The following is a 24417-nucleotide window of genomic DNA, read 5'->3' as shown; positions in this document are numbered from 1 at the left end:
AAGCCGGATCTGCTGATCGTCGACGACATGGGGATGAAGCAGTTACCCAAGCGATCAGGTGAGTACCTGTTCGAGATCATCATGCGGCGACACGAGCTTCGCTCCACGATGATGACCAGCAACAGACCCTTGGACGATTGGGGCCAATTGATCGGCGACGTTCCCAGCGCAACTGCCATCTTGGATCGCTTCCTGCATCGAGCGGAAGTCGTGCAAATCACCGGCAAGAGTTATCGTTTAGAGAAATCGAAAAAAAGTTCAAACGATACCAAAGCGCCCACCGGGTCCAAAGCCGAAGAATAGAAGGGCAAACAGTACCATTAAAGACATCAACCGATAAATGGTACCGTTTGAAGTGCAAACGAGTGGTACTGTTTCAAGCGCCAATTGACAACACACGCGCCAACAAGCGTCAAGAGGATTGGCAACAGACGGGACCATTGAAAGATGTGTTGATATTGATCGAGGTAAGCCGCCTGAAAGTTCGTACCGACTTGCCACTCCCTACGTGTAATCAGGTCTGAATCAATGGATTCGGGATACTCAACTCGGAAACCTGCTAAATGCGATGGAAGAGCAAACAAAAGTTTGCTCGCTGGCGTACAGACACGATACACGCCCAGTGAATGGCGTTGCCACACCGCGAGCCCTGCTGGAAGATGCGACATTTCCACGATCGTTGGCGAACTCGACCAAGCACCATGAAGCATCATGAATATCGAGCTAATTAGCACTACTATTCGCAGGCCCCATTGAATATTCCGAGGTTTCAAAAGCATGGGGGGGCCGTTGCAAATACCGTTTCATAAACACGCAAGAGACCGTTAGGATTAAGCCTTCGTCGCTCGACTCGGTAGGCGGCGGCAAGCATCCAGGAGGACTTGAATTTGAATTACAACCTCTTTCGCAAGCCTCGGCGGGCCAATCGATGTCTCGCGTAGAAGAAAAGTGCAAGCAAAGCAACTCCGCACACATTCAGTGCTATTAGTAGCGAGAAAGGCGATACTATGGGCGACTCTTTGACATCTGGCTGCCTCATTGTTGGCTCGGAGAATTCAATTGGTTGCGCCTCCGAGTCCGAAGCCGCCTCAATCAAGGACCACACTTTTCTTGGCTCGTGCCTGACTTTTCTAGGTACGTCAATCATCGCCCTCGCCTCAGTGAACTCAAGCGAGAACGCCTTCGCATCCGGGGCCGTACGACAATCAGCCTCCTCAACAACGAGCTCTCGCACAAACGATGGTTCAATAAATGTCAACGTCCGGAAAGGCATCCACCCATCATGACTAACCATCCTTATGTCTTTATTGAAGATCGTAAGTCGTACCTTTGGTTCTTCTGAGCCTAATGTCTTTCGAATCTCTACTGGAATCGCGCCCTTCGCTACATCGATCCAATATTCGAATAGACTCCGCTCCCCCTCGAATCTCATGTATATCAATCTTTGAGATTCTCTCTCGACTTCCTTGATTTCAACGGGAGGCATTGGAGCATGATCGAAAACATCTTGATGCGCTTTCCGCGGACTGCCCAAAGCTAAAGGAAACATTAAATCCTTATAAAAGATCTCCGATCCTGCATCAATCTGGCATGTGTGCGAGTATGTCGTATCATCCGGCCCTGGGAACAAATTGTCCCAGAGCACAAGGCTACCATTGGTCAGCCTTCTTTTGGAAACCAGTTGCGAGGACCAGGAACCCCCATCTACCATGACACGATCGGCCAGCATATCGGTGACGGAGAATACACACTCGTAAACCGCGTCAGATTCATTGAACGCATAACTACCCGAAGCCGTAGCTTTTTTCGACCACTCACCTTTTTCCCCAGCTTCAATGTGGGGCGCCTGCCCGACGTCATATCGGAATCGGAAACTTCCAAAAGTAATTGAAGTCCTGTTCGCTTGATAGGCATTGGAAATTGCCTCAGGTATCTCATCGGATGCACCCGCAACGCGACAAAACCCAGCAACCATGATAGTTATGAGTAGGTGCGTCCCGCCGCATCTCGTTGAAAGCATCATTGCAGCCATATCTAAAGCAGTTTGAATCACATTGAAAAAAAATGCAGGTCTTCAGCTTCTGAGCTGAATGTTGCGCTCATTGGCATGCCAGAGTAGTGCTCGATGTTTGACATGCCAGGGTTCCATAACAATGGTCTACCCACCTATCAACAGTGCAAGTCCAGATGGCAGGATAGCAATACTGTCCTTCAGAGGGCTGGCAGCTACCGACGGCTGCTCTTTCCCCCTGAGACAACTCGGTGTAGTTCGGGCCGTTGCTTGGGCACTGTCCGCTAGCTCCGCTGCATCCGTCGCTCCCTAAGTTCGGACAGAACAAACTATAGGGGCCTGTACAATAGGTGTTCGGCTCGACTTCCTGGCCGGTACTTGACGGGATCCAAGCAAGCACGGTTAGTGCAGCAGCAACAACAACAGAAGACGCAATCGGCAATGATTTCATGAACTTCTTTTCACTCCCGGTATGGTGATTGTAGAAAACAGGGTCGCGACTCCGCCTATTTGCGGTCCGTGCCCGAATCGCGATTGCTGTGGCTAAAGAATGCAGTCCAAGGAAGGCGAATATCGACAATCTCTGGAGTCTTGATCCGTGCGCGCACATAGCCGAACTCCACTGATCGATGTGGCCCATCCCGCATCGCGGGGTTGAAGACGATCGTAAGGTTGTGCGCCGATGCGGATTCTGAGGCAATCCCCTCAATGCTCATGCATTGATCGCCAGCGTCCAATGAAACGATGCGAAAGGGTTTGCCGTCCGACGAACTAAGGGCAACGCTTCTTTCTCTTGGTTCGTCGTCACGGTCGACTAATCCGAAATTAAGCCGTGAAGGCAAAAATGAAATTGCGTCAATGAAGTCCCAGCTTACCGTGGCACGGGCGGATCGATTGCCAGGTAGATCAACTGCTAGCGAGCCAGTGTAAGAGCCAGCGACGCGCGACTCACTATCTGGTATCCGTAGTGACACGGGGTAACGTATTCTTCGAAACCCTTGCGGAAAGGTTCGAACTTCTGGTTGCGATCCAAGTTCCGCGAAAAAATCTACGGAGCACTTCAGATTGCTTGGTGTCGGCGTTGGGTCTTCAGAGATCAATGTAAATATCTCCAACCACATTTCGGGAAAGGGCTGGGAAGCAGTGGCCGGAGCTTTTTTTCGTAAATTGCCAAGATCTATTGAATGTGGAACAAACCGAGGTTCTGGAAGGCTTATGTAATTTATCCGAAATATGTGGCTCGGATGGGCTGGATCGTCCGTTACGACCCGGCACACAATCTCCCGTTCGGCAAAGTCATTAGCAATCGTCGTCCTCATCGTGAGGGGAACGAATTGGCCAGGATTTAGAATTGTTTTCTGAAGACTAACTGCCGCGCATGTGCAGGAGTGACTTTCTGAGATTATGTGAAGTTTCGAGCGAGTTGTGTTTTTCAAGTCAAATGTGTGTTCAACAAAGGGGGTTGTTGCTGCCATGAGGACCCCCGCGTCGTACTGCTGATCGAAGTATCGGTCGCCGATCGTGTCACCGAAGAATGCCAAGAGTGTTGTCACAGCACTAACGGTAGCGATAGCGCCGAACAATAAGTATGATCGCATACCGCGAGTGAATTTGTGCATCTTTGCCTGCCCTGATCAGTTCGGGGAACTTGCTTCTTGCGTTAGCTTGTCGAAGCTATGGCTGCCAGAGGTCGCTTGGGGTGGCATGCGTTGTCGCCACTGGTAAAAGCAGATAGCGACAACTATTCCTGAGTAAATGTTGTAGGGGTGTAGCAAAAGATCCTGTGTGTTGCAGAATGGTTTTAGTGTGTTGAGTCAGTGCATGTAATGTCAATTGTTCTGTGAGTGCGTGTTTTTGAAATATGGCGTATGGTGTAAAAAAGGCGTCGCGTTGCATTACGAATCTGTTATGTGCAATGGTGCATCGCAATGGATTGTGCGGAAGATTTGATGCGTAATCGTTGTCACCGCGATTAGGCGGCTGATCCCATTTCTGCAGTTCAGTGGTTGGACTAGCAAATCCTCATGTCGCGGTTTTGAATTCGGTATCCGTTGCTTCTCGTCCCCCCCCGCTGACGGCTCGATCTGGCGGTCCTTTACTCGGGAAGTCACAAGCAAGAAAATCAGACCCTGAAGACCCGCATGCCTAATTGAATGCGGGCCAATTGCCAGTAGTTGTCCATCCGCCATTCGCGAATCAATCACTGTCAAGGCGGCCGGTACTGACACCCAGATCAGACCCACGAAGTTGCGCAAATCGCTCGTAGATTTTCGCGCGTTGCGGATGGCATAATGGACTGCAGGTTTCACAGTTTGGCCACACTCACGACAGGAGGCGATGGCAAATGACTGTTTTTATTGAATGTCCCGGATGCGCGAAGCGGTACGAGGTCACTCAGCAACACCTGGGACGAATGGTGCTCTGCTCCAATGCCAGATGCAGAAGGCCGTTCGTCGCGGCCGCGGTTCCCGCCGAACCTGAACCACTCGCCGTCCCTGGTACTGTCCATCATTTTGTGTTCGATGGGGGCACCATGACCGCCGACGACCTGCCTGGCGTGTCGGTTCTGGAACTGGAACTCGATTGCATCTTTGATGTCCACGACGTCGGGCAACAGCCGTTCGCCGTGGGGATCGGCTGATCGTCTTGCGCTCTTCAACAAGCAGCTAAGCCAGAATGCCGTTGACGACGTTCCCATACACATCCGTCAATCGAAAATCTCGGCCGGCAAAGCGATAGGTCAGGCGTTCGTGGTCCAGACCCAACAGATGCAGGATCGTGGCGTGCAGGTCATGGACGTGGACCGGTTTCTCCACGGCGTCCCAGCCGTATTCGTCGGTGGCGCCATAGGCGATGCCGCGTTTGACACCGCCGCCCGCGATCCACATCGTGAATCCAAAAGGGTGGTGATCCCGTCCATTGGTCGTGCCTTCGCGAGCGGGTGTCCGACCGAATTCGCCGCCCCAAATCACCAGTGTTTCGTCGAGCAGACCGCGCTGTTTGAGGTCTCGTAGCAGACCCGCAATCGGCAGGTCGGTCGCCAGTGCGTTCTTTTCGTGTCCGCCTTTCAAATCGGCATGCTGGTCCCACGGCTGAAACCCGCCGGTTGTGTGATAGAGCTGAACAAACCGAACCCCACGCTCGACCAGTCGCCGGGCCAGCAGGCACTGCTTGCCGAAGGCCTCGGTGGCGGGTTGATCGAGGCCGTACATGCGGCCCGTTTCCGCCGTCTCACCCGCGATACTGAACGCTTCGGGAGCGGATGTCTGCATCCGATAGGCCAGCTCGAACGAGTCGATCCGGGCGCTCAAGCGACTGTCCTCGGCCCGATTCGATCGATGCAGTTCATTCAGTTTCATCAGCGCATTCAATTCGCGTCGTTGCTGGACAGGTTCCACCGATCCCTTCAAATTTTTCAGCGGCTGATCGATGTTGGAAACGAACGTGCCCTGAAACGTCGCGGGCAGAAAACTCGCTCCGTACTGCCGGGCTCCTTCGATCAAAGGCCCCGGGCCAATCGCGACGAAACCTGGCAGGTTTTGATTCTCGGTCCCCAATCCGTACGTCACCCACGACCCCAGGCTGGGACGTGACGAAACACGTTCGCCCGTATTCATCAACAGGCAGCCACCGGGATGATTGGGATCATCGGTCACCATCGAGCGAATCACGCACAGGTCGTCGACGCACTGAGCCGTGTGAGGAAACAATTCGCTAACATCCAGCCCCGATTCGCCATAACGCTGAAACGCCCAGGGCGATCCCAACAGGCTGCGCTGTTGCCCGAGATACAGTTTTGGCGCGGGTTTTCCGTCGTCCTTGGTCAGTTGAGGTTTGGGATCGAAGGTATCGACTTGTGACGGGCCGCCGGGCATGAATAGAAATATGACTCGCTTGGCTTTGGCCGCATGATGGCCTCGTTTGGCCGCCAGGGGATCTGCGTCGTTCGCCGATACCCGTTCGCCGTTCAACATCGCCGCGAGTGCCAGTGAACTGAACCCCGCTCCACAACGATGCAGCAATTCTCGCCGTGTCAGCGCGTCAGGGCCGAACATCGGTGACGTTGATCGATCAAAATCGGATGGCATGATCATTCAGTCCACAAACATAAATTCGTTCGTGCTCACGACAAGTCGACAATAGCCCGGCCAGTTGTCGGCAGATGTTAAATTGGTCCCCATTTGATCGTGCAGGATCTGCAGGCCAATGTCGACTTCGTCTTTGGAGGGCAAACGCCCCAATACCACCAGGTACAATCGTTTGATGCGCTGTTGAATGTCTCCGGTCGGAACTTCTCGCACAATTCGATCACTCAGGGCAGTGGCGAGATCCTTGACCAACGGATCATTCATGAGAAACAAGGCCTGCGGAGCCACGATCGATTCGTTGCGTCGTTCCACGATTCCACTGCAGTCCGGTGCATCAAACAGCGGGCCGATGTCAGACGTCTTTGCCCCGGTTCGCACCGACATCAGATACAAACTGCGACGCGTCGTCGCGGCATCTTGAAAGCCTGGACCGCCCAGCGTCGGATCGAGCCGTCCGGCGACGGCGAACAGACTGTCGCGAAACGCTTCGGACTCCAACCGACGTCGATTGGCACGCCACAACCAGCGATTCTCGGGATCGGCCGCCATTCCCGCCGCATTGGATGCCGAGCTTTGCTGATACACGTTCGACAACAGGATCTGTCGGTGGATCGCCTTGATGGACCACCCCGACGCCACGAACTGAGCAGCCAGGAAATCGAGCAATTCCGGATGACTGGGGTCATCACCCATCGCGCCGAAATTGGCGGATGTGGGAACGAGCCCCACGCCGAAATGGTGTTGCCAGATGCGATTGACCATGACGCGTGCCGTGAGCGGATTCTCGGGACGCGTCAGCCATTCCGCCAGTTCCCGTCGGCCACTGCCCTCTTTGATGATCGGCGGATTTGCTCCCTCAAGCGATTTGGGAACGCCGCGCGGGACGGTGTGGCCGAGGTTCAGGTGATTGCCACGAAGGAAGACATGGGCATCACGAAACCCGGCATGCGACGTTTCGGCAGGCCCACCGTCCTGCACCACGACTGCACGAGGAATTTCCCGTGGCGGCTTCTTCTTCAATGTCTCAAGTTCGCCACGCATCGCCGTCAGTTGCTGCTGCGTGGCGGCAGACAATGACTTGTCGCGTTCGGTCGGTTCCAGCCGAAACGGGCTTTGTTCTGAAGTCAGCCGTTCATACAGCAGGGGGATCGGGTTCGCCGCATCCGAAGGTGACGTGTCAGAGGGATTGAGCCAGTGGGTTTTGATTTCGTGTTCGATACGAACGCGTGCCGCCGGATCAAGCGGAACATCATAGACACGCAGTTCCGCCAGATCGCCCTGGAACCGACTGCTCGAGCCCGAACCAGGCCCTCCAATTCGCAAGGCGGTGATGGCTGGATCGGATGAGACCGAAGTGATTCCGCTGTTGGTGCCCACGGCCTCACCATCGCGGTACACGGCAACGCCGTATGGCCCCCAGGTCACGCAGACGGTTTGAAATCCGGCCAGTGACGGCGGCACTGTCGGGGCAGGGACGACGACATCTCCGCTTGCACCCCGACAACGCACAATGACGTGCAACGATCCGGCGGCATCGGTCATGATTCCCAAGCCGTGTTGTCCGACGGCCGAATCCTCCCACCCCACCAGCCTTTGTCCGGGTGACCCGCCCGGATCAGGACGAAAGGCAATTACCAAGCTTCCCGTCGCCGGGATGCTCCTCGTGATCTGCAGCAGTTCCTTTCCCGTGAATTTCAAAATCGATTGCGAATGCCCGTTGAAATCATGCGATGCGACGGCAGGGGAGGGGACATCGACGACCGGAACCGCGTTCTCAAGGACGCGGCCATGATTCGGCCAGACGGTCGCTTGATGGGCGTCATTCGCGATCAGATTGCGGTCATTGGCCTTCAGTTGCACCAGGCACGATTCCCCGAGGGATCGCGCCACCGGATCAGCGTCCCACGCCGCGCGGCGGGCGGCGGCAAACTCCGACAACTGTTTCTCCAGCTCGCCAGTCTGAAACTCGACCGCGGTTCGATCCGAGAGGCTTTGGATTGCCGACAAGTCGGGATCACGCTGAGGTTGATCCAGGTAGGCCTTCCATCGCGTTAATGTGGCGGCGTCGAGTCCCGACGTCGCGGCAAAATCGGCAAGCGTCTGCGATGCCTGACCAGGCGGACGATGATCGAAGTCCCAGAGCGCACACAAATACGTGTGCGTTTTCGACTCGACTGCCTGCTCGAGATAGGCGCGATACTCCCGCTCGCCGAAATTCGCGATGTCGCGCGTCAGTTCGACGATCCGCTGCTGGTCCCGAGCCTGCGTGGCTTCGATGGCTGCGATCTCGGCACGTGGCAACAGGGGCACGCGGACGAGCGGTGTATTCCCTTTCACGGGCGACGGAATCAGGCGTGTGCTGAAGAAGATCCCGGCCAGTGAATAGTAGTCTTCGGTGGTAATGGCATCGAATTTGTGGTCATGGCATCGAGCGCACGCAATCGTCAGTCCCAGGATGGCGCGTCCGACGACATCGATCTGGTCGTTCACATAGTCGGCAATCATCTGCTCTTTATCGACATCACCGGGAACGAAGTCGGCGATCGAGAGCAATCCCGTGGCGACCAGCGCGTCGGCATCGATCTGTGTGGGATCGTCCGGTTGCATCAAGTCCCCGGCCACTTGCTGCCGGATGAATTGGTCATAGGGCAGGTCGCGATTGAATGAAGCCACGACCCAGTCGCGGTATCGCCAGGCCTCGCGGAAATCGCTTTCGGCCGGAAGTTGAATCAGATCGCGTGCATCGGCGTAGCGGACGACATCCAACCAATGCCGTCCCCACCGTTCGCCGTAGGCGGTCGAGTCCAGCAATCGCTCAACGACTTTCGAGAACGCACCGGCCGACGTGTCCGCAAGGAACGCCTCGACCTGCTCAGGAGTAGGCGGCAAGCCAGTCAGGTCGAACGTGGCGCGCCGAATCAGCGTCCGTCGATCGGCGGCCGGAGAAGGACGTAGACCGTGTGCTTCGAGTTTCGCGAGCACAAACGCATCAATCGGTGACGCAACCCAGGCAGGGTCGCGAACGGCCGGAGCCGCTACCGCGCGCACCGGCCGAAACGACCAGTGTCGCAAGTCGTCGTCGGCAGCGAGTGACGCCGTGATCGAACCGGAGATCCAGGTTCCGATCCCCATCAGCAGCAGAATCCAGCGTGGTCCAAAAGTACGTGTCATGCCCACAACTATACCGCATTGACCTGGAACTTTGCATCGTGCCGAAGTCACGTGTGCTGACGAAAAAAGCAGTCTTCAGGTTCGCGATGATCCGATCTGTACGCCATGCTTTCGCTGTGTCTGGAGCTTGAACAAGCGAGGGTCGCAGCCTGCTAAAGCAACGGAGCCGGGTGAAGATCGCGGCCCGGAATTGTGGTCGGAACTGTTTGCAAAACTGGATACGGTTCATCAGTTGCCGGACGATCAGACTCGATCTCCCAAAGCAAAAGCGGATCTCGCGATGGTGGTGTTCGAGTCGGCGCCACGCGTCGCAAATCCCGAAGTGGCCCGGATGGTCTGTGCCATTCTCGCTGAACAACTCGTGGGGAACGCTCCCAAGCTTTCGTTGCCTTACAATCACAATCGGAACCCTCTCGCTGATCTGCAGCACAATCTACGTCCACTACTGAACGGGCTCAAGGAGATCACCGCACGGGCCTTAAAGTTACGAAAAGAGACGGGACTGGATGTTGAGCCCGGTCCGGCCCTGATTGATTTTGTCGTCGAGCAACAGGCGGTACGCAGCCTCTTGCAGGAACTGGTATTGGATGACGAGTTAAGCGGATTGTCACAACTGGCACGCAATCTGTCCGCCGTCGTCCAGTTGCCACGAGCGATTCTGGATTCGGACGAATTGCCGTTGGGCGGCGTTTCCGATTTGACGAATCGGGGAACGCTGGACCGAATGTTGCTCAGCGAGTTGGCTCATGACGATTTGATGCTCGCAACGCGTGTGGCACTGAATGAAGCCCTGTATTTACGCCGCGAAGTTCAGCCCGGCCATCCCTCGGAACGCTGTCATGTCCTGATCGATTCCGGCCTGCGGATGTGGGGCGTGCCGCGCGTGTTCGCCACCGCTGTGGCTCTATCATTGGCTTCAACGCGCGATCCGCAGTCGTCGCTGTCAGCGTATCGAGCCTCGGAAGCGTCCATCATCCCTGTCGATCTTTCAACGCGCGAGGGATTGATCGCACACCTGGGCGCGCTGGAACCCGACGTTCAACCTGGGCGGGCACTGCCCGAGTTCTTTGCGCGGATTTCGCAATCCAAGTTTACTGGTGACGCCGTGCTGGTGACCACCGAAATGGTGCTGAACGATCCCGAGTTTCAGCGGGCACTGGCTGGGGAAACGTGCCCCCGATTCTATCTCGCGACGGTCAATCGCGAGGGGGAATTTCAGCTTTGCTCTCATGGTCCGCGCGGCCGGAAGTGCCACACGTCACTCAAGCTCGATCTGAATCAGATTCTCAACGCCCCCGCGATGTCCGATCGAAATCTGATTGACAGCACCGTTGATCCCAATTTGCCGGCACTCTTTCGCGTCCATCCCTTCCCGTTTCGCCTGCCGGGAATCAACAAGCAGAGTCTGGTTAAGGACAACTTATGGAGTTTCCCCATTCCCGCAGCGTATGACGCACAAGAACAGGGAAGCGAGACCTCGCAACCAACGTATGTGCTCTCGGTGCACTCCTCAGATGTGATGAGATGTGAATACGGAATTGTGGCGCTATCGCGCGACCAGCGCCTGGTCCTGATCGACGACCCCGCGCGCGGTGCACGGCAGATTCACGAATCGATTCCTTTCGGAAAACTTCTGACCTCGTGGAGCAGTGTTCATGGCCGCGTCACGTCGGCACTACTGTTTCGCGAATCTCAGCGGAAATTGTACATCGTGAGCATCGATCGTCTCGAAGGGACCGCAACACACCATGCGTTACCTTCGGCGGCCTTGCCCCTGCTACACGATCTGCGTGAGGCACGCGGTGCGACGTATCATCAAGGCGTTCTGTTCCTGGTGTTTCGAGAGTTGATCGAAGCATTTGACCCCACGACGCGTCAATTACTTGCGACAAAGCGGATTTCGCCAAGTCTGCAATGGAGGCGCGGCCGCTATTTCTGGGATGCCGCAGCGGGCAAGAGCGATGCCTGCATTGCGATCGCATTTGATGGAACCTCCATCATCACCGAGCCTGTACCGCTCGGTCAATTCGCGACCGTGCCTCTTCTGACTCTGTTCGATCGTCAGGGATATGACGGCGCGTTCGGGATCGATAGGGAGGGGCATCTCTTGGACGTCACGGAACAAACAAAAGCGAAGTTGTGGAAATCCTCACCTGTGCAGCTCACGGTGATGGAAATCAGTGAGGATGGACGAAGGATGTTGGTGTCCATGACACAAACGCATTCGTCGAAATCCGAATTGGCGCTGGTCGATGTCGCTTCTCTTTCCCTTTCGATGGTGGCGCGAGGTGCAACGTTGGCAGAAGTCGATGCGTATCGCGTGTCGGAACCACCTCACATCATGCGTCGATTCACGTCCATCGCGATTCAAGGTGACAAGATTGTGCTGGTCAGCAAGCGAGGGAATTTTTGGTCGTTCAAAGTTTACGGCGATCGACTCTCGCTGCAGGAAGTCGACGGTTCCCTGGCGACGCGGTTGTCTCGCAATTTCGAATTGATGAATCGGTCCCCCAATCATCGGTTACAAGGCGAGGCCAAATGGGATGATGGCAGCCGTGCCTGGCTCGACGCGCGAGGCATTCTCCACTTGCAAAGTTCCGATCGCTCGATTCCCGAGGTCTCGCTGGTTCTCTCGCCCCCCCATGTCGCCGTGTGGACATCCGACAGACGTGCCAATGGAACTCGCTATTTCCTGGACGCGGAAAACTCCATCACGGCAGAAGAAATCGTGACAAACATCTTCGAACCCTTTGTGGCACAACTGACGTAACGGCATTCACGCGGTAAATCGATGAAACTCACTGTTCAACTCGTCGAGAATCACTTCACAGAGCGCGCGATCAATGCGTGGTTTGTGCCCGGCCCCGATCCGCATGTGTGGCTGGCTGAACTAAGCCGGTGGAACATTCCGCTCGAATCGCTGCGTTTCCGTGCGATCCCACGTTCGCTCGATGACACCACGGCGATTGGCGTCCTGGTCACAGTGGACACGGGAAGTCCTGCGTCACATCAGGCCCCGCTTTCAGACTGGCTGTCGCGTTCGCAAAAAAAAGCAATTCCCTACACGCAACGAGCGCGCGGGGTGTTTGTTCCAGTCGATGCCGCGTTTGATCCCGTGATGGCGGATGACGATCTTTTGGCCTTGTTGGGCGGGCCGGAAGGGGATTTCACCTGGCATCCGCAGGCAGGACTGGTACGTCACGAACCGGCCGATCAATTGGGAATCGTCGATCTGCTGGTCGCTCCCTCAGAGCGTACGGCGGCATGGGATGAAGCCGTTCCGGGTGTCGCGTTTCCCCATCGTGTGATCACGATTGAAGCGGATGAAGTCGCCTCCGCGGACGAGATTTTGAACGAAGGTGCCTCAGACATTGGGACGCGCACATCGCAGTTTGATCAGCTTCCGCCTATGCCGAATGAACCCTTCGGCGGCAAGATGAATGATGCGACGCAGTGGATTCGCAATGCCTGGAGAAAGCTGACCAATCGCAAGACGAAACCGTCGAAGCCTGAACCCACGGACATTTCGGGCAACACGGATGCAAAGCCCCGCGCAGGAGGACCCTCATGGGCCAGCAAAGCGGCGAGCCTGATCGGGATGGGACTCGCGGCGCCGTTTGCGCTGGCCGCGGCACCATTGGCGGCGGTCGGGGCGGCGGCGGGCCATCTCCTGAAACAGATGGGCGGTTCCTCGCTGGTGGATCAGCTTTCACGCAATCATGAGATCGACCGACTGATGCACCTGTTGCAATCTGATCCGGACCGGGGGCTTCAATTTGCCTTGCCAATGGGCGGCGATGCGGCCAGAGGTGAAGGACAACGGACAAATCAACTTTTCGCCCGTCCGCTTCGATTTGACTTGGCGGATCTCGGCCGCGGCGGACCGGCGGATCTGTGGGACATTCCTGCTGATCGACAGTTTCAGCTCATCCAGCAGTACCGTGAATTGGCCGCGCGTGAAATCCGTCTGGGGCGGCATCGACGGGCGGCATACATTTTTGCCCAGCTCTTGGGGGATCTGGTGTCTGCCGCCGGAGCCCTTGAGTCCGGACAGCACTTCAAAGAAGCGGCACTGCTGTATCGCGATCGATTGAACCGGCCAACTGAGGCGGCCCGCTGTTTTGAACGAGCAGGACTGATCGACGAAGCCACTCGATTGTACATCGAGCAAGGTTTGTTCGAGCAGGCGGCGGATCTTTACATTCGACTTGATCGACGCGACGAAGCCGAGCAATTGCTGCGGTCCTGGGCCGATCAACTCATTGCGAACAGCGATTTCCGCAATGCCAGTCGAGTCTTGCACGACAAGCTGCACGACACCGACGCTGCGCTGCTGGCACTGTCCCAGGGCTGGCCTCATTCCAGCGCCGCGATGTGGTGCTTCGACGAGACCTTTCGGTTATTGGGGCACCATTCCCGTCATCGCGAGGCCGCGGAGCGCATTCAGGAATATAAGCAGGGATCGGCCAGCCGCCAGACGGCGCTCATGATTGCGGAAGGGCTGGCCCGAGTCAGCGGCGAGTACCCCGATCGTCTGGTCCGCACTGAAGCCGTCGACGCGGTCCAGATCGTCGCTGCGAGTTTGCTGCGCAAAGCCAACATGAAAGACGCCGGAGAATTACTCAAGTCGATTCGAAAGTTGGGACCCCACGATCGACTGCTGGCCCGTGACTGCACGCGCTATCTCAACGCGCGCCAGCAATCGGCAAGACGAGTTCCTGTCAGGCAGGCGAGGGGAATTCGCCGAGTCAGGTCGTTTCTGATTTCGCTCGACGATGTGAAATGGCGGATTGCGAAGGCCACCGGAAAGTCAGTCTACGTGGCTGGCTTCTCGCCCAACTCGCTCGTTCTGCAACGTTTGGAATGGGAATCGACCACACATCAAAATCAACGTGCGTTTTGGGCCGGAGTCAGCGACGCACGACGCCTGATTCTCGAACCGTTTCCCGGCGACGCGGGCGATCCGATTGTGCACGCCATCGGAGTTGAACCTCTCGAAAAGCGAGGTCTTCCCGCAGGATTGGGACCGCTCAGCCCTGCCATGAAAGTTGGTTCACCCGCTTGGATGACTCCGTCGACGGTTGCGGCGGCCCTTGATGAAGGCGGCGTTGGTTGGAGCCTTCGTGAAAGCCTCGGCACGTTTGTGCTGTCCGGCTTCAGTGCCAACGGCGAACCCTGGCTTGTGAAAGATCTGAAGATTCCGTTCGATGGGACTGACCCGGAACGATGGCTCGCCCACCTGCATGCCCGTGGTAGACGCGTCCGATTCAGCATCGGTGAATACCTTGTTCGGCCAAAAATGAGCGTGATGCAGCGATCGGATGACGTTGAATTTCAAATCGCGTCAGTCGATTCCTACATCCAAGGTTTGATGGGATCGAAACCGAGTGAGGGCGCCTGGTTGCTGGCATTGTTCGAAACAGGAGCCCGTCTGATCGACGATGACGATCACGACGTCCGCATTCCGGTCGGACAGAACCTCGAATCGCCGCGTGCCACGTTCCTGCACGGCCAGAAATTCGTGCTTGTTGGCCAGGGCGAAGTTCAAGCGTATGTGATCGTGGACTCACGCCCCGTGCTGATCGGCGAATGTGGAATCTCGATCACTCCCATCGCCGTCACGCCGACCGATAACCTCGGAGAGTTCGCCATCTTCGGTGAGGACGGAGCCATCGAGATCTTTCACGTCAGCGTGGGTTGAAGTCCGCGCCGATCGAGCACCAATGGCCGCCACCACCGCGGCTGTTTGTGTTCAACTTGGCGGATGAACGATGCCCGAACATCACTGCCGCCGCCGCCTGTTGGATTGACAGGGACTGGCTCGTGTCAGATTGAAAAACGGGGTGACATGGTGAACGCTGGGGTGCCTGGCCCCCCTGATTTCAACAGACTGCTATGCCGCTTCCCGGCGCGCATCGTCGGCAGTCTGGTGGTGCGTTCCCTGTCGTGCTTGATGGTGACTGTCTTCAAGTTCATCAATGGCGAGGCTCAAATGATGAACTTCTTCCGCAAGATGATCGATACGCCAGGCGACTTCGGCAACGGTCTGTTCCATTCCGCCAGAAATCAGAGTCACGACACCCAGAAACAACAGCATCTGTCCGACCGCGGCCGTTAACCAGCCGGTCGGCATGAAATGCTGGGGACCGCCAAAGTAGCTCCACATCACGAGCACAGTGCCGCAGGTCAATAGGCCGACACCCAAGTAGGCGCACAACTGTCCGGCCATAGACATCCAGCCCGCACGTTGCCGTGCGGGCTGTGCGAGCGCCGCTCGGACCATTTGATCATGTCCACCTGCGACGGGCACTTCCGAGGGAGCGGGGCGCGGCGGCCGAGGTGCCGGTCGAGCCGGTTCGTAAGCAAGCGTTTCTGGAGCACGTGCAGCAGGAGCTTCTTGATGCGGAACAGCGGCAACCGGCTGAGTACGTTCGCGCGGTTCCACCGCTTGTGGTGAATGGGCCGGGGCCGCAATCGCGTTTCGCGACTCGATAAATGCTGCCAGTGATCTTGGCGATGGCGGTGGCACCAGCGATTGTGGTGCGTCGAATCGCAGATCTGGCTTCTGAAACTGCGATTCAACAGGACCGACCGACTTATTGAAATGTTTGGACGAAGAATGCAAACTGGATGGCTCCAGCATGTTTTGAGACGACCAGCGCGCGAGCAGTTCGCGCGCATCGCGTTCGGTTTCGGCATTCAGGGTAGACGTTGATGTCAGCGGACTGGCTGCGGCAGCGATTCCCAGTTCGGTCTGGCAACGCGCACACATCATCCGCCGATTGTCTCTCGACAGTTCAGCCGCAACCTCGGCCCGACACGATGGGCACCACATCGGCTTAATCTCACTGGAACAGGTGTTCGACGGGACGCTGGGAGTAGGAGCAGCAGGAGATCGCTCCCTGAGGCCGAAACCTATCTCGACTGGCAATTTCCTGCAAGATCGAACAGTTGCCCGCAATGGCCGAAAAACGGAGCCAAATTCTGGGCCGCATGTAGCGGTTTTCTCTGCCAATTCGGTTGCATTCAAGTCGGTCGGAACCACCTTCGATACAGATCGAATGAGGGACGACTGACAACCGGCCGAGTGCCCGTCGATGGCTGCGAACGATGACGATGGCTATGCATCACGAAATGATCTCTGAAGATCCACCCGAGACGCTTTCAGGTCTCGCGGTGTCGCTTGCGTTTTGGCTCTGTCTGCTCTGCTCGGCCGCACTGTTCGCCATCGTCGGACTCGCCCCCAAGTACTTGACGTATCTGCAGCTCCGTAATCAGTTTGATTCGAATCAATTGCGGCTGGTGCACTACGAACAGCAGGCGGGCAAGATCGAGAAAGTCATCGAAGCCATTCGCCGCGACAAAGACTTCGCTGCGGAACTGGCACGGGTGGAGTTCGATGCGGTCCGGCCTGGGGAGGAAGTGATTCCGGTCGATGTGGGACTGGAGCTGGACGCGCGAAATCATAAAGGAACACCGCCGCCCGCAGAGGTCTTGCAGAAGTGGTACGAACCTGCCGTTCAAATGTTCGCGAGTGACAGTTCATTGCGTCTGACGCTACTGGCGGTTGCGGCATTACTTGTGGTGATTTCGTTCGCGTTCCTGCAGCCTGCGGGAGCTAATCACGGCGCGGTAGGCGACGGACATCGATCGATCTGGCAGACATTGCGTCGTCGTTACATCCGGGAAGCATGATCACCGTTCACTGGACACGAAACGCGCCCCTTTCGTGACAGGTCGTCCCGGCGACGCCAAAGTGACCGCGGTGAAGAAAAACGAAGAATTCCGTTGGATTTGGTTTCGGGGCCAAGTCGATTCAAAATCGGCGGCTTCTGCCGAATTCTCGTCGCGCAACCGGAGGATGCTCATGCCAAACAGTGGATTTTCCGGAATCGATCTCGTTCGCGAACTGCGGCTTCGCCAATGGGCGCGCCAGCATTACGTCACGATGGACGGCCGAAAGTCGACGTGGCACCCCGTCGTCCTTGACGAGATGGCGCGCCGTGACCGTGAACTTTTGGACGATTGCGCCCGTCGCTGTGGTGAATTGGTCGCGCCCGCCCAGACCATCAGCAGCGACGCATTGCCAGCCCTGCCCACCGCCGAGGAGTTCGCCACTGGGGAACTCGAGATGGAGCAATCGCATCCGCTGGATTGGCAGCAACCCGGATCGGCCTATGTTCCGCTGGCTCCGTCGGGCGACTGGCGGTTCCACGCCGCTGAGGTCACCCCTCCAAAACCTCACTTCGCCGCGTCACTGCTAAATCGTACGGAACCCACTTATGTTTCTGACCTTACGGCGATGAGATAAGAGACATATTGGCGGGGCTGGGGGATTCTGCGACAATTTGCCGTGACGGATTTGGGAATTTTGGGAGGCGTCCTGGAAGGTGCGCGCCATCGGGATCCCACTCCGTCATGAGCGACCGTCCGGCTGTGCACCCGTGTGCCTGAGAGCCAGGCGAGCCGCACACGCGAGACCGTGAGCATCAAAAGAATCCGCCACCCTGATTGACGAGCAAGCGCGAGTAGTCTGGTCGTAAGTATGACGGAGCGTCCTACATCCACTGTCACGGAAGACAGGACGGCGGCACACAGTCGCCTGTGCCGGTCGTGGCCGCGCTGCGTCCTTGTTCTTTCAGCGATCTGGATCTGCACGCTCGGCCTGCTCGGTTGCCGTGCCCCCAAACCGATGGTGGGGTTACCCGCGAAGTACACAATCGATCAAGAACATCTCGTCATTCAAAGCGACGTCAAGCTCGGACGCCAGCACGAGCTGCTGAAGAATCTTGAGAATCTGCGGGAAGAGATCCTCATTACCTTGGGACTGCCCGTTCAGAAGCAGCCCGTCATCGTGTACTTGTTTGCGGACGAACAGCGCTACGCGAACTACTTTCAAACGCGCTATCCGATGCTGCCCCCACGACGCGCCTATTTCGTCGGAAGCGCGCGAGAACTCGCCGTCTACACGTATTGGGGTGATCGCATTCAGGAAGATATGCGGCACGAATTCACGCACGGTGTGTTGCACGCGACGCTCAAAGATGTCCCGCTGTGGCTGGACGAAGGGCTTGCGGAATACTTTGAAGTGACCACTCAGCCTCCCGGCATGAACCGCGAATACGCGATGAACCTGGCGGCGGGACTGGCATCCGGCTGGACGCCCGACATCGATCGCCTCGAGAGTCTTGAAACCGTCGACCAGATGCACAAGGCCGACTATCAAGAGTCGTGGGCGTGGGTTCACTTCATGCTCAATCACAGCGATGATACGCGAATCGTGCTGACCGACTATCTGCGCGAACTTCGTACCAACCCACAACCAGGTTCCCTCTCGGGTCGTCTTCGTGCGTCGATCCCGGCAGCCGACAAACGATTTATCGCCTATGCCGCTGGCCTGACCGATGGCATCGTCCGCGTCGGACGGATTGAATCTGACTGAGGAGAACGTCGCATGGCTCATGTCGTCGAAATCGGTCATCCGCTCGTCCAGCACCATTTGTCGCGCTTGCGCGATCGAGATTCGTCGCCCGAGGAATTCCGTGCGTCGATGCGACGGCTGGCCTCGCTGCTCGCCTATGAAGCGACATCGGATCTGGTTTTGATGGATTCCGTCGTCCAGACGCCACTGGTCTCAATGACGGGTCAAGTCTTGAGGCATCGTGTGGGTTTGGTGCCGATTCTGCGTGCGGGGCTGGGAATGGTTGATCCGATCCTGGACCTGATTCCCACAGCCGAAGTCTGGCATGTGGGGATGTACCGCGACGAACGGACAGCGGAACCGGTGGAGTACTACTGCAAGATTCCCAAGTCGCAGCCGGTCGACGTCGGGATCGTGCTCGATCCGATGCTGGCGACGGGTGGCTCGGCCATCTTGGCACTCGAAGCACTGCAGAAGTGGGGATTGCCAACGACAAAGCTCCTATGCGTGATTGCCTCGCGCGAGGGAATCGACGTTGTGTTGTCTCACTTTCCCGACGTACAGATCTTTGTCTGTGCCATTGATCCCGAACTCAATGCCCAAAAGTTCATCGTGCCGGGCCTGGGGGATGCGGGCGATCGCACCTTCAATACTCTCCGGTCGCAAGATTGACTGAACGGGTGGTGGAATGAACGGGTGGTGGAATGAACGGTTACCGGCGCCGCAGCAGGGCATCGTCCGCGTACAGCCGTTCATCAGGCATTTGGGCGACATCGCCAGCCTGTTCCCTGACCGTCAGCGCGGCGGATTCTTTCTGTCGCGCTCGCTGGTGACTCGCACTCAATTTTCGGACAACAGTCGGCCGATATCCCGAGTACGACCAGTCTGCGTAATTGATTCAATCGGCAAAATCAGCCGAAACGCACCTGGTTTCATGGATGCCAGCAAGCGCTGGCCGGGAGTAGAGCATTGATGGACCAGGCTCGCGTCGAGTTTCTCTTGGACGATGGCTGGGTTCTCGTCGGCCGTTTCCATCAGTGGTTGTCTGCGTTTCCCGCCATGACGAACGGTCGTGAGTCGGTCATCGAACTCATCGACGGCCTTCAGCGGTTGTGGTCGATGTCCGACGATCTGAAGCTCAAACGAGTCTCGCGCATTTGCGTGGGACTCGAACAGCTTTTGGAACGATTCTGTTCCCGCAGTCTCGTGTTCTCGGCGGAAGAACTGAAAGACATTCTCACCACGAATGTCAGTTCCCTCCAAGAGGTGTTGCTGGGGTTGGAAGCGACACGCGAAGAACCCGAGATTCCCGACGCCGAAGGCGTCCGCAAGCTTGAACGGTTCTCGCTCCAGACGATCTGGCAGCCGGTGGCGGACATGATCCCGGTCCAAGCCGACGCACCGTCGATTCCGTTCGAACTTAGCATCGAGCCGGCTGGCGAGACCCAATTGGTTCCGCATCTCGAACCGGTCGTCGAACGCGAGGCGGTCGAACAAGACAGCATCGACGACGGCCTGCTGACGATGCTTGAGCAGTTCGTGGCGCAGCTGGACGAGACGTGCCATCGTCTTCACGTCCGAATGGTCGCGGACCAGACACCCTACGTCACGACGACGTCGCGTTTGGAACATCTGGCGGCTTCAACGCGAGAATTGGTCGAGCAGATTGCCCAGCGATCACGTAGCGAGATGCCAGCGCCGGAACCGTTAACACTTCATGAGCCCCCTTCGTTCGCGGCACTGCCAGTCACGCAACCGCTGCCATTGACGGCTGATGCCAGTGAGGCCCAAGACCAGGCCCTTTCGATTTCAAACGAAACGATCGATCTCGACGAGACCACCGAGTTTCTATTCACGGATCTGCCGTCCGAAGTCTCCGTCGCGTACGAGCCCGTGCCTCCAGTCGCGATCCCATCCCATCGCATTTTGATTGTCGAAGAGTCGTTGTTCTATCGACACTTGATCTGCATGGCCGTTCAATCGGCGGGTTTTGAACCTTGCATGGCCGAATCGGCGGCTCAAGCGTTGGAAATTCTGGAGCCGTCCGACGAATTCAGCGCGATTCTGATCGGCGAGACTGTGTCCGCGAGCCTGGCACAACTGATCGCCGACCGCCGTCAGTCGCGCGGACTGAAGGTGATCGGACTGACCCAAACCGACCGGTCCTCTCAAGAGATGGGTGGGGTCGATGGCCACGTCTTGCGCACGCAGCCGCAGCAACTCGTGATGATCCTCAATCGTCTGCTTGTCGAGACGACCGACAAAGTCCTGTTGAGCGCCTGATCGCGTCGAACCCCAAACGGCAAACGTCTAACTCTGCTTTTGGTCCGCCCGAAGTCGTTCAATAAACTCCGGCGACATGCCTGCCGCCAATCGTGGCTCGAGATGAAATCGATCGCCGATCGACTTGTCCGGTCGCAGTGGCCAGTGTAGATGCGCGACGTAGGCGTCCCAGTCGGACTGCCCTTCCGGCTTCAGTCGCTGCAGCCACTCCAGGCCAAATGCCACATGATGAATTTCATCATGATGAATGGCCTTCATGATATTGGCGCTTTTCTCGTCGCCTGCAGTCTGGAAGTACTCTTCAAACTCCAGTGTGTGATCGAGATTTCGCCCTTCAAATGTCAGCGGCAGGCCGGCGAGATAGTCGAGTACCGATTGAAACTGCTGGGCTTTTTTCCAGATATAACAGTTCACCGGAAGCTCGCCAAAGCGAATTCCCAGCGTCGCTCCCTGTTCGGCGTGCAGGCGGGTGTGCCGCTGTTCGTCGGCCATGACCTTGGCTAGCCCGAGTCGAAACGCAGCCGGGGCCTCGGGAAACGCGAGTAACACCCAGGCCATCACTTCGAGGGCCTGAAGTTCGTGATTCGCCAGGATGTGATGCGCGATCGCCCGTTTGCGTGGGTCCACAAACGTCGAGGGATGCGGCATCGAAGGGGCCGCGCGCGGTGGTGCGAAGACCAAATCCGGGGCTCGCGCCGGTTCGACCATCCGAACGGGTTCACCTGGATTCAGATCCGTCAGTGGTTCGCGGACACGTTCGAGTTTCACTTCCAGCGAGGGATTCCGCAAAATTCGCTCTGCCAATTCACGCAGTTCCATCTTCGATTCCGTTTGGATTGACGCGCGTGACGACCCGTCGCAAGTCGCGCCACAATCCTGAGCTGTAGGTAATGCAAGCCCGATCAACAGTTGAAATCATGGCAACGGACGACGCCAACGTGCAGAATTCCCTGACTTTCAGCACCTCGAAATGGTCCGTCCCGTTTATTTCGATCGGGTGCGGCGGTAGCGCGGACTGTCGTCGTCGGCGCCGCTATAATCCCCGCAGCCCTGATTACAGCACGACTGCTCTGGAAAATCATGCCCTACGACTCATTGGGTGACTTCCTTGCCGAACTTCAAGACAAACAAGAGCTTGTGAGGATTGCTGCGCCCGTGGATTCGGCGCTTGAGCTGGCGGCAATCACCGACCGTGTGACCAAGTCGAATTCCGACGGGGGGCCCGCGCTCTTTTTTGAGAATGTCCGGAACGCGTCCATCCCAGTCGTCACAAACTTGCTGGGCCGACCTCGTCGGTTGTGTTGTTGTCTGGGGGTGGATCACCTGGACGATGTGTCTTTGCTGCTCGATCGGCGCATTCAAGCCGATTCGTCGGCAAGCTGGCTGGATGCGTTGAAGCTGGTTCCCAACTGGGGAAGTCTCAGCAAATGGGCACCTCGTTCGGTCAAGACCGCACTCTGTCAGCAGGTCGTGAGGATGGGACGTGATGTCAGCCTGTGGGAATTGCCCGTTCCACGCTGCTGGCCGGGCGAACCGTACCCCGTGATCACGTCAGGGCAACTTGTCACGGTCGACCCGCTCACTGGGGCAACCGTGATCTTCCAGCCCCCGCTCGTTGTTGCGGGCCAGCAAGAATTGGGCTGGCACGACGAAGACCATCAACAGTCGTCCTTGATCAGATCGGCGATCGATTCTCGACAGAACTTACCAGTCGCGATCAGTCTGGGCGGCGACCCGCTCCTCAGCCTGACACATCGCGTGCGTGGACCGCTGGACTCGCGAGCGTTTGCAGGGATGATTCGCGGTGCAGGTTTAGATGTTATTCGCTGCCGTACGAATGAACTCGAAGTCCCCGCCGGTTCCGAAATCGTGATTGAAGGTTACATCGATGCCGAAAAATCATTCTCGGTAACTCCTTTAACTGTGGCGCGCGGCAACGGTCGCTATGTGACGCGAGCCCTGCCGCTGATTCAGGTCACAGCCGTCACGCATCGGGCGAACCCGGTATTCCCCGCGATCGTCACGGCCCCGCCGCCCAGCGAAGATTCGTGGCTCACGTTGGCGCGGGATCGTATCCAGTTGCCAATGATCAAGCGTTTGCTGCCCGAGATCCATGACATCAATCAGCCACTCGCCTCGGCCGGTCGCAACCTGTTGTTTGTCAGCATTCACAAATCGGCAGCACATCAGGCGCGACGAGTGCTCCATGCCCTTTGGGGCCTCGAACTGTTCGAGCAAACCAAGATCATCGTGATCGTCGATGCAGATGTCGACGTGCACGACGACGACGGTGTTTGGCTGGCGGTGGGGACGAACGCCTGTCCATCGTCCGATTTTATTGCGTCGGATGGCCGAGCTCGCGACGACGACTATACTCGGTTGCCGACGTCTCTGGCGGGGCGTGTCGGCATTGATGCGACACGGAAACTGCCCGCAGAACGTGGCGAACCGTGGCCCGAGCCGCTGGTGATGTCGAGCGAAATCGCCGCCCGCGTTCGCGAACGCTGGTCCGAATTCAATCTCGAACGGCGGCCCTCCACAATTGCGAACGAATGACGCCAGGGTGCCGCGGCTGCTACCATTCATGGCTCGGCTGAAATGGTTGGTCGCCAGAGATCCTTTCCAAAATCCCGCGAATCACTGAAGTGAGTTATGTCTGTTACTGTTGATAAGTCTGAAGCCCGTGTTCGCCAGATGTTTGGTGAAATCTCGGGACGTTACGATCTGATGAATCATCTGCTGTCCGGTGGTGTCGACTACTACTGGCGCTGGCGGACGATTCGCGCGGTGGCCCCCAAGGGAACGGCACCAATCCTGGATGTCTGTACCGGCACGGGCGATTTGGCCATCGCCTATTGGAACGCGGGCCGCGGGCAAATCCCGGTGATGGCGACCGATTTCACTCCCGAAATGCTGCGACTCGCCGAAGGAAAACGCGATCGACAGATGGGGAAGAAAATTGCCGATGGTGCCGCATCGCTGACCTTTCAAGAAGCCGACACGCAGCACCTTCCCTTTGAGGCAGACCAGTTCCAGATCGTGTCTGTGGCCTTCGGGCTGCGAAACGTCACGAATACCGAACTGGGGATCAAAGAGATGATGCGCGTCTCCCAACCAGGTGGCCGAGTCGCCATTCTGGAGTTCTCGATGCCCACCAATCCCCTGTTCAACGTCGTCTATCGCAACTACTTCAAATACGTGCTGCCGCGAATCGGCCAGTTGCTCGCAAAGAACAAACAGTCGGCATACGACTATCTGCCCGCGTCGGTGTCCGAGTTCCCCTATGGAAAGGCGCTCGCTGACAAGTTGACCGCCTGCGGTCTGATCAACGTCACGTTCACGCCGCTGACATTCGGCATCGCCACGTTGTATGTCGGACAGAAACCGGGGACCGCGGTGTAGAATCGGTTGATCGCAGATAAAACACCTATACCGATCGCAAT

The 24417-nt window shown here is 57.2% G+C and carries 17 protein-coding genes and 1 pseudogene; 11 read left to right on the top strand and 7 right to left on the bottom strand.

All coding sequences use genetic code 11. The features are described from left to right. On the top strand, positions 1-303 hold a 303-nt coding region (locus OSO_RS0107345), incomplete at its 5' end, for an ATP-binding protein (protein WP_010582793.1). A 589-nt stretch (positions 304-892) separates the two neighbouring features. Here the strand turns inward: OSO_RS0107345 and OSO_RS0107335 are convergent. The 3 genes and pseudogenes from OSO_RS0107335 to OSO_RS52535 form a co-directional block, all read right to left on the bottom strand. Further along, positions 893-2023 carry a hypothetical protein gene (locus OSO_RS0107335; RefSeq protein ID WP_157605080.1) on the bottom strand — a complete coding sequence of 377 codons (1131 nt, stop codon included), beginning with the start codon at positions 2021-2023 and terminating at the stop codon, positions 893-895. A gap of 494 nt (positions 2024-2517) precedes the next feature. Next, positions 2518-2727 (bottom strand): hypothetical protein, encoded by a 210-nt coding sequence (locus OSO_RS51880; RefSeq protein ID WP_010582790.1) that lies wholly within the window; start codon positions 2725-2727, stop codon positions 2518-2520. 603 nt (positions 2728-3330) lie between these two features. After that, positions 3331-3609, bottom strand: a pseudogene (locus tag OSO_RS52535) (DUF1573 domain-containing protein); the annotation flags it as partial. Between the two features lie 746 nt (positions 3610-4355). Between OSO_RS52535 and OSO_RS0107310 the strand changes: the two are divergent. Beyond that, the gene (locus tag OSO_RS0107310; RefSeq protein WP_010582788.1) at positions 4356-4652 is read left to right on the top strand and encodes a hypothetical protein; all 297 of its coding nucleotides are present in this window, start codon (positions 4356-4358) and stop codon (positions 4650-4652) included. A gap of 25 nt (positions 4653-4677) precedes the next feature. Here the strand turns inward: OSO_RS0107310 and OSO_RS0107305 are convergent, their stop codons facing one another. Further along, positions 4678-6105, bottom strand: a complete 1428-nt coding sequence (locus tag OSO_RS0107305) for a DUF1501 domain-containing protein (RefSeq protein WP_010582787.1) — start codon at positions 6103-6105, stop codon at positions 4678-4680. Beyond that, positions 6106-9270: a DUF1553 domain-containing protein gene (locus tag OSO_RS47580; protein ID WP_050986032.1), complete on the bottom strand. Its 3165-nt coding sequence runs from the start codon at positions 9268-9270 to the stop codon at positions 6106-6108. A gap of 31 nt (positions 9271-9301) precedes the next feature. Between OSO_RS47580 and OSO_RS0107295 the strand changes: the two genes are divergently transcribed. Both OSO_RS0107295 and OSO_RS0107290 read left to right on the top strand, forming a co-directional pair. Next, entirely contained in the window at positions 9302-12040 is a 2739-nt protein-coding gene (locus OSO_RS0107295) for a hypothetical protein (protein WP_010582785.1), read from the top strand. Between the two features lie 21 nt (positions 12041-12061). Continuing rightward, entirely contained in the window at positions 12062-14971 is a 2910-nt protein-coding gene (locus OSO_RS0107290) for a bpX3 domain-containing protein (RefSeq protein WP_010582784.1), read from the top strand. A 192-nt stretch (positions 14972-15163) separates the two neighbouring features. Here the strand turns inward: OSO_RS0107290 and OSO_RS0107280 are convergent, their stop codons facing one another. Next, on the bottom strand, positions 15164-16105 hold the full coding sequence (locus tag OSO_RS0107280) for a hypothetical protein (RefSeq protein ID WP_010582783.1): 942 nt from the start codon (positions 16103-16105) through the stop codon (positions 15164-15166). Positions 16106-16386: 281 nt separating this feature from the next. On the opposite strand from OSO_RS0107280, the gene OSO_RS0107275 reads away from it, so the two are divergent. The 5 genes from OSO_RS0107275 (at position 16387) to OSO_RS0107245 (ending at position 20974) form a co-directional block, all read left to right on the top strand. Further along, a complete protein-coding gene (locus OSO_RS0107275) occupies positions 16387-16965 on the top strand; it encodes an FtsB family cell division protein (protein WP_157605079.1) in 579 nt (192 codons plus the stop codon). 172 nt (positions 16966-17137) lie between these two features. After that, complete coding sequence (locus OSO_RS42550) at positions 17138-17581, top strand: hypothetical protein (RefSeq protein WP_040591617.1); 444 nt, start codon at positions 17138-17140, stop codon at positions 17579-17581. A gap of 234 nt (positions 17582-17815) precedes the next feature. After that, complete coding sequence (locus OSO_RS0107260; RefSeq protein WP_010582780.1) at positions 17816-18712, top strand: hypothetical protein; 897 nt, start codon at positions 17816-17818, stop codon at positions 18710-18712. 12 nt (positions 18713-18724) lie between these two features. Continuing rightward, entirely contained in the window at positions 18725-19363 is a 639-nt protein-coding gene (gene upp, locus OSO_RS0107255) for a uracil phosphoribosyltransferase (RefSeq protein WP_010582779.1), read from the top strand. A gap of 300 nt (positions 19364-19663) precedes the next feature. Continuing rightward, a complete protein-coding gene (locus OSO_RS0107245) occupies positions 19664-20974 on the top strand; it encodes a response regulator (RefSeq protein WP_010582777.1) in 1311 nt (436 codons plus the stop codon). Positions 20975-21001: 27 nt separating this feature from the next. On the opposite strand, the gene OSO_RS0107240 is transcribed toward OSO_RS0107245, so the two are convergent. Next, entirely contained in the window at positions 21002-21793 is a 792-nt protein-coding gene (locus OSO_RS0107240) for a ferritin-like domain-containing protein (protein ID WP_010582776.1), read from the bottom strand. A 261-nt stretch (positions 21794-22054) separates the two neighbouring features. Here OSO_RS0107240 and OSO_RS0107230 point away from each other — a divergent pair, with 261 nt between their 5' ends. Continuing rightward, positions 22055-23530 carry a UbiD family decarboxylase gene (locus OSO_RS0107230; RefSeq protein ID WP_010582775.1) on the top strand — a complete coding sequence of 492 codons (1476 nt, stop codon included), beginning with the start codon at positions 22055-22057 and terminating at the stop codon, positions 23528-23530. 96 nt (positions 23531-23626) lie between these two features. After that, positions 23627-24376 carry a ubiquinone/menaquinone biosynthesis methyltransferase gene (locus tag OSO_RS0107225; protein WP_010582774.1) on the top strand — a complete coding sequence of 250 codons (750 nt, stop codon included), beginning with the start codon at positions 23627-23629 and terminating at the stop codon, positions 24374-24376. Positions 24377-24417: the final 41 nt, after the last annotated feature.

Origin of the sequence: Schlesneria paludicola DSM 18645 (genome assembly GCF_000255655.1) — a bacterium.
GTDB classification, from domain to species: domain Bacteria; phylum Planctomycetota; class Planctomycetia; order Planctomycetales; family Planctomycetaceae; genus Schlesneria; species Schlesneria paludicola.
Note: the sequence above shows the minus strand (reverse complement) of the source record. Positions and strands in the feature narration are given on the sequence as shown.

What these genes read in the sequence shown, in the direction of transcription:
- OSO_RS0107335 (WP_157605080.1), bottom strand. Translation starts at nt 2,023, where the DNA reads ATGATGCTTTCAACGAGATGCGGCGGGACGCACCTACTCATAACTATC.
- OSO_RS51880 (WP_010582790.1), bottom strand. Translation starts at nt 2,727, where the DNA reads ATGAGCATTGAGGGGATTGCCTCAGAATCCGCATCGGCGCACAACCTT.
- OSO_RS0107310 (WP_010582788.1), top strand. Translation starts at nt 4,356, where the DNA reads ATGACTGTTTTTATTGAATGTCCCGGATGCGCGAAGCGGTACGAGGTC.
- OSO_RS0107305 (WP_010582787.1), bottom strand. Translation starts at nt 6,105, where the DNA reads ATGATCATGCCATCCGATTTTGATCGATCAACGTCACCGATGTTCGGC.
- OSO_RS47580 (WP_050986032.1), bottom strand. Translation starts at nt 9,270, where the DNA reads ATGACACGTACTTTTGGACCACGCTGGATTCTGCTGCTGATGGGGATC.
- OSO_RS0107290 (WP_010582784.1), top strand. Translation starts at nt 12,062, where the DNA reads ATGAAACTCACTGTTCAACTCGTCGAGAATCACTTCACAGAGCGCGCG.
- OSO_RS0107280 (WP_010582783.1), bottom strand. Translation starts at nt 16,105, where the DNA reads ATGTGGTGCCCATCGTGTCGGGCCGAGGTTGCGGCTGAACTGTCGAGA.
- OSO_RS0107275 (WP_157605079.1), top strand. Translation starts at nt 16,387, where the DNA reads ATGGCTATGCATCACGAAATGATCTCTGAAGATCCACCCGAGACGCTT.
- OSO_RS42550 (WP_040591617.1), top strand. Translation starts at nt 17,138, where the DNA reads ATGCCAAACAGTGGATTTTCCGGAATCGATCTCGTTCGCGAACTGCGG.
- OSO_RS0107260 (WP_010582780.1), top strand. Translation starts at nt 17,816, where the DNA reads ATGACGGAGCGTCCTACATCCACTGTCACGGAAGACAGGACGGCGGCA.
- upp (WP_010582779.1), top strand. Translation starts at nt 18,725, where the DNA reads ATGGCTCATGTCGTCGAAATCGGTCATCCGCTCGTCCAGCACCATTTG.
- OSO_RS0107245 (WP_010582777.1), top strand. Translation starts at nt 19,664, where the DNA reads ATGGACCAGGCTCGCGTCGAGTTTCTCTTGGACGATGGCTGGGTTCTC.
- OSO_RS0107240 (WP_010582776.1), bottom strand. Translation starts at nt 21,793, where the DNA reads ATGGAACTGCGTGAATTGGCAGAGCGAATTTTGCGGAATCCCTCGCTG.
- OSO_RS0107230 (WP_010582775.1), top strand. Translation starts at nt 22,055, where the DNA reads ATGCCCTACGACTCATTGGGTGACTTCCTTGCCGAACTTCAAGACAAA.
- OSO_RS0107225 (WP_010582774.1), top strand. Translation starts at nt 23,627, where the DNA reads ATGTCTGTTACTGTTGATAAGTCTGAAGCCCGTGTTCGCCAGATGTTT.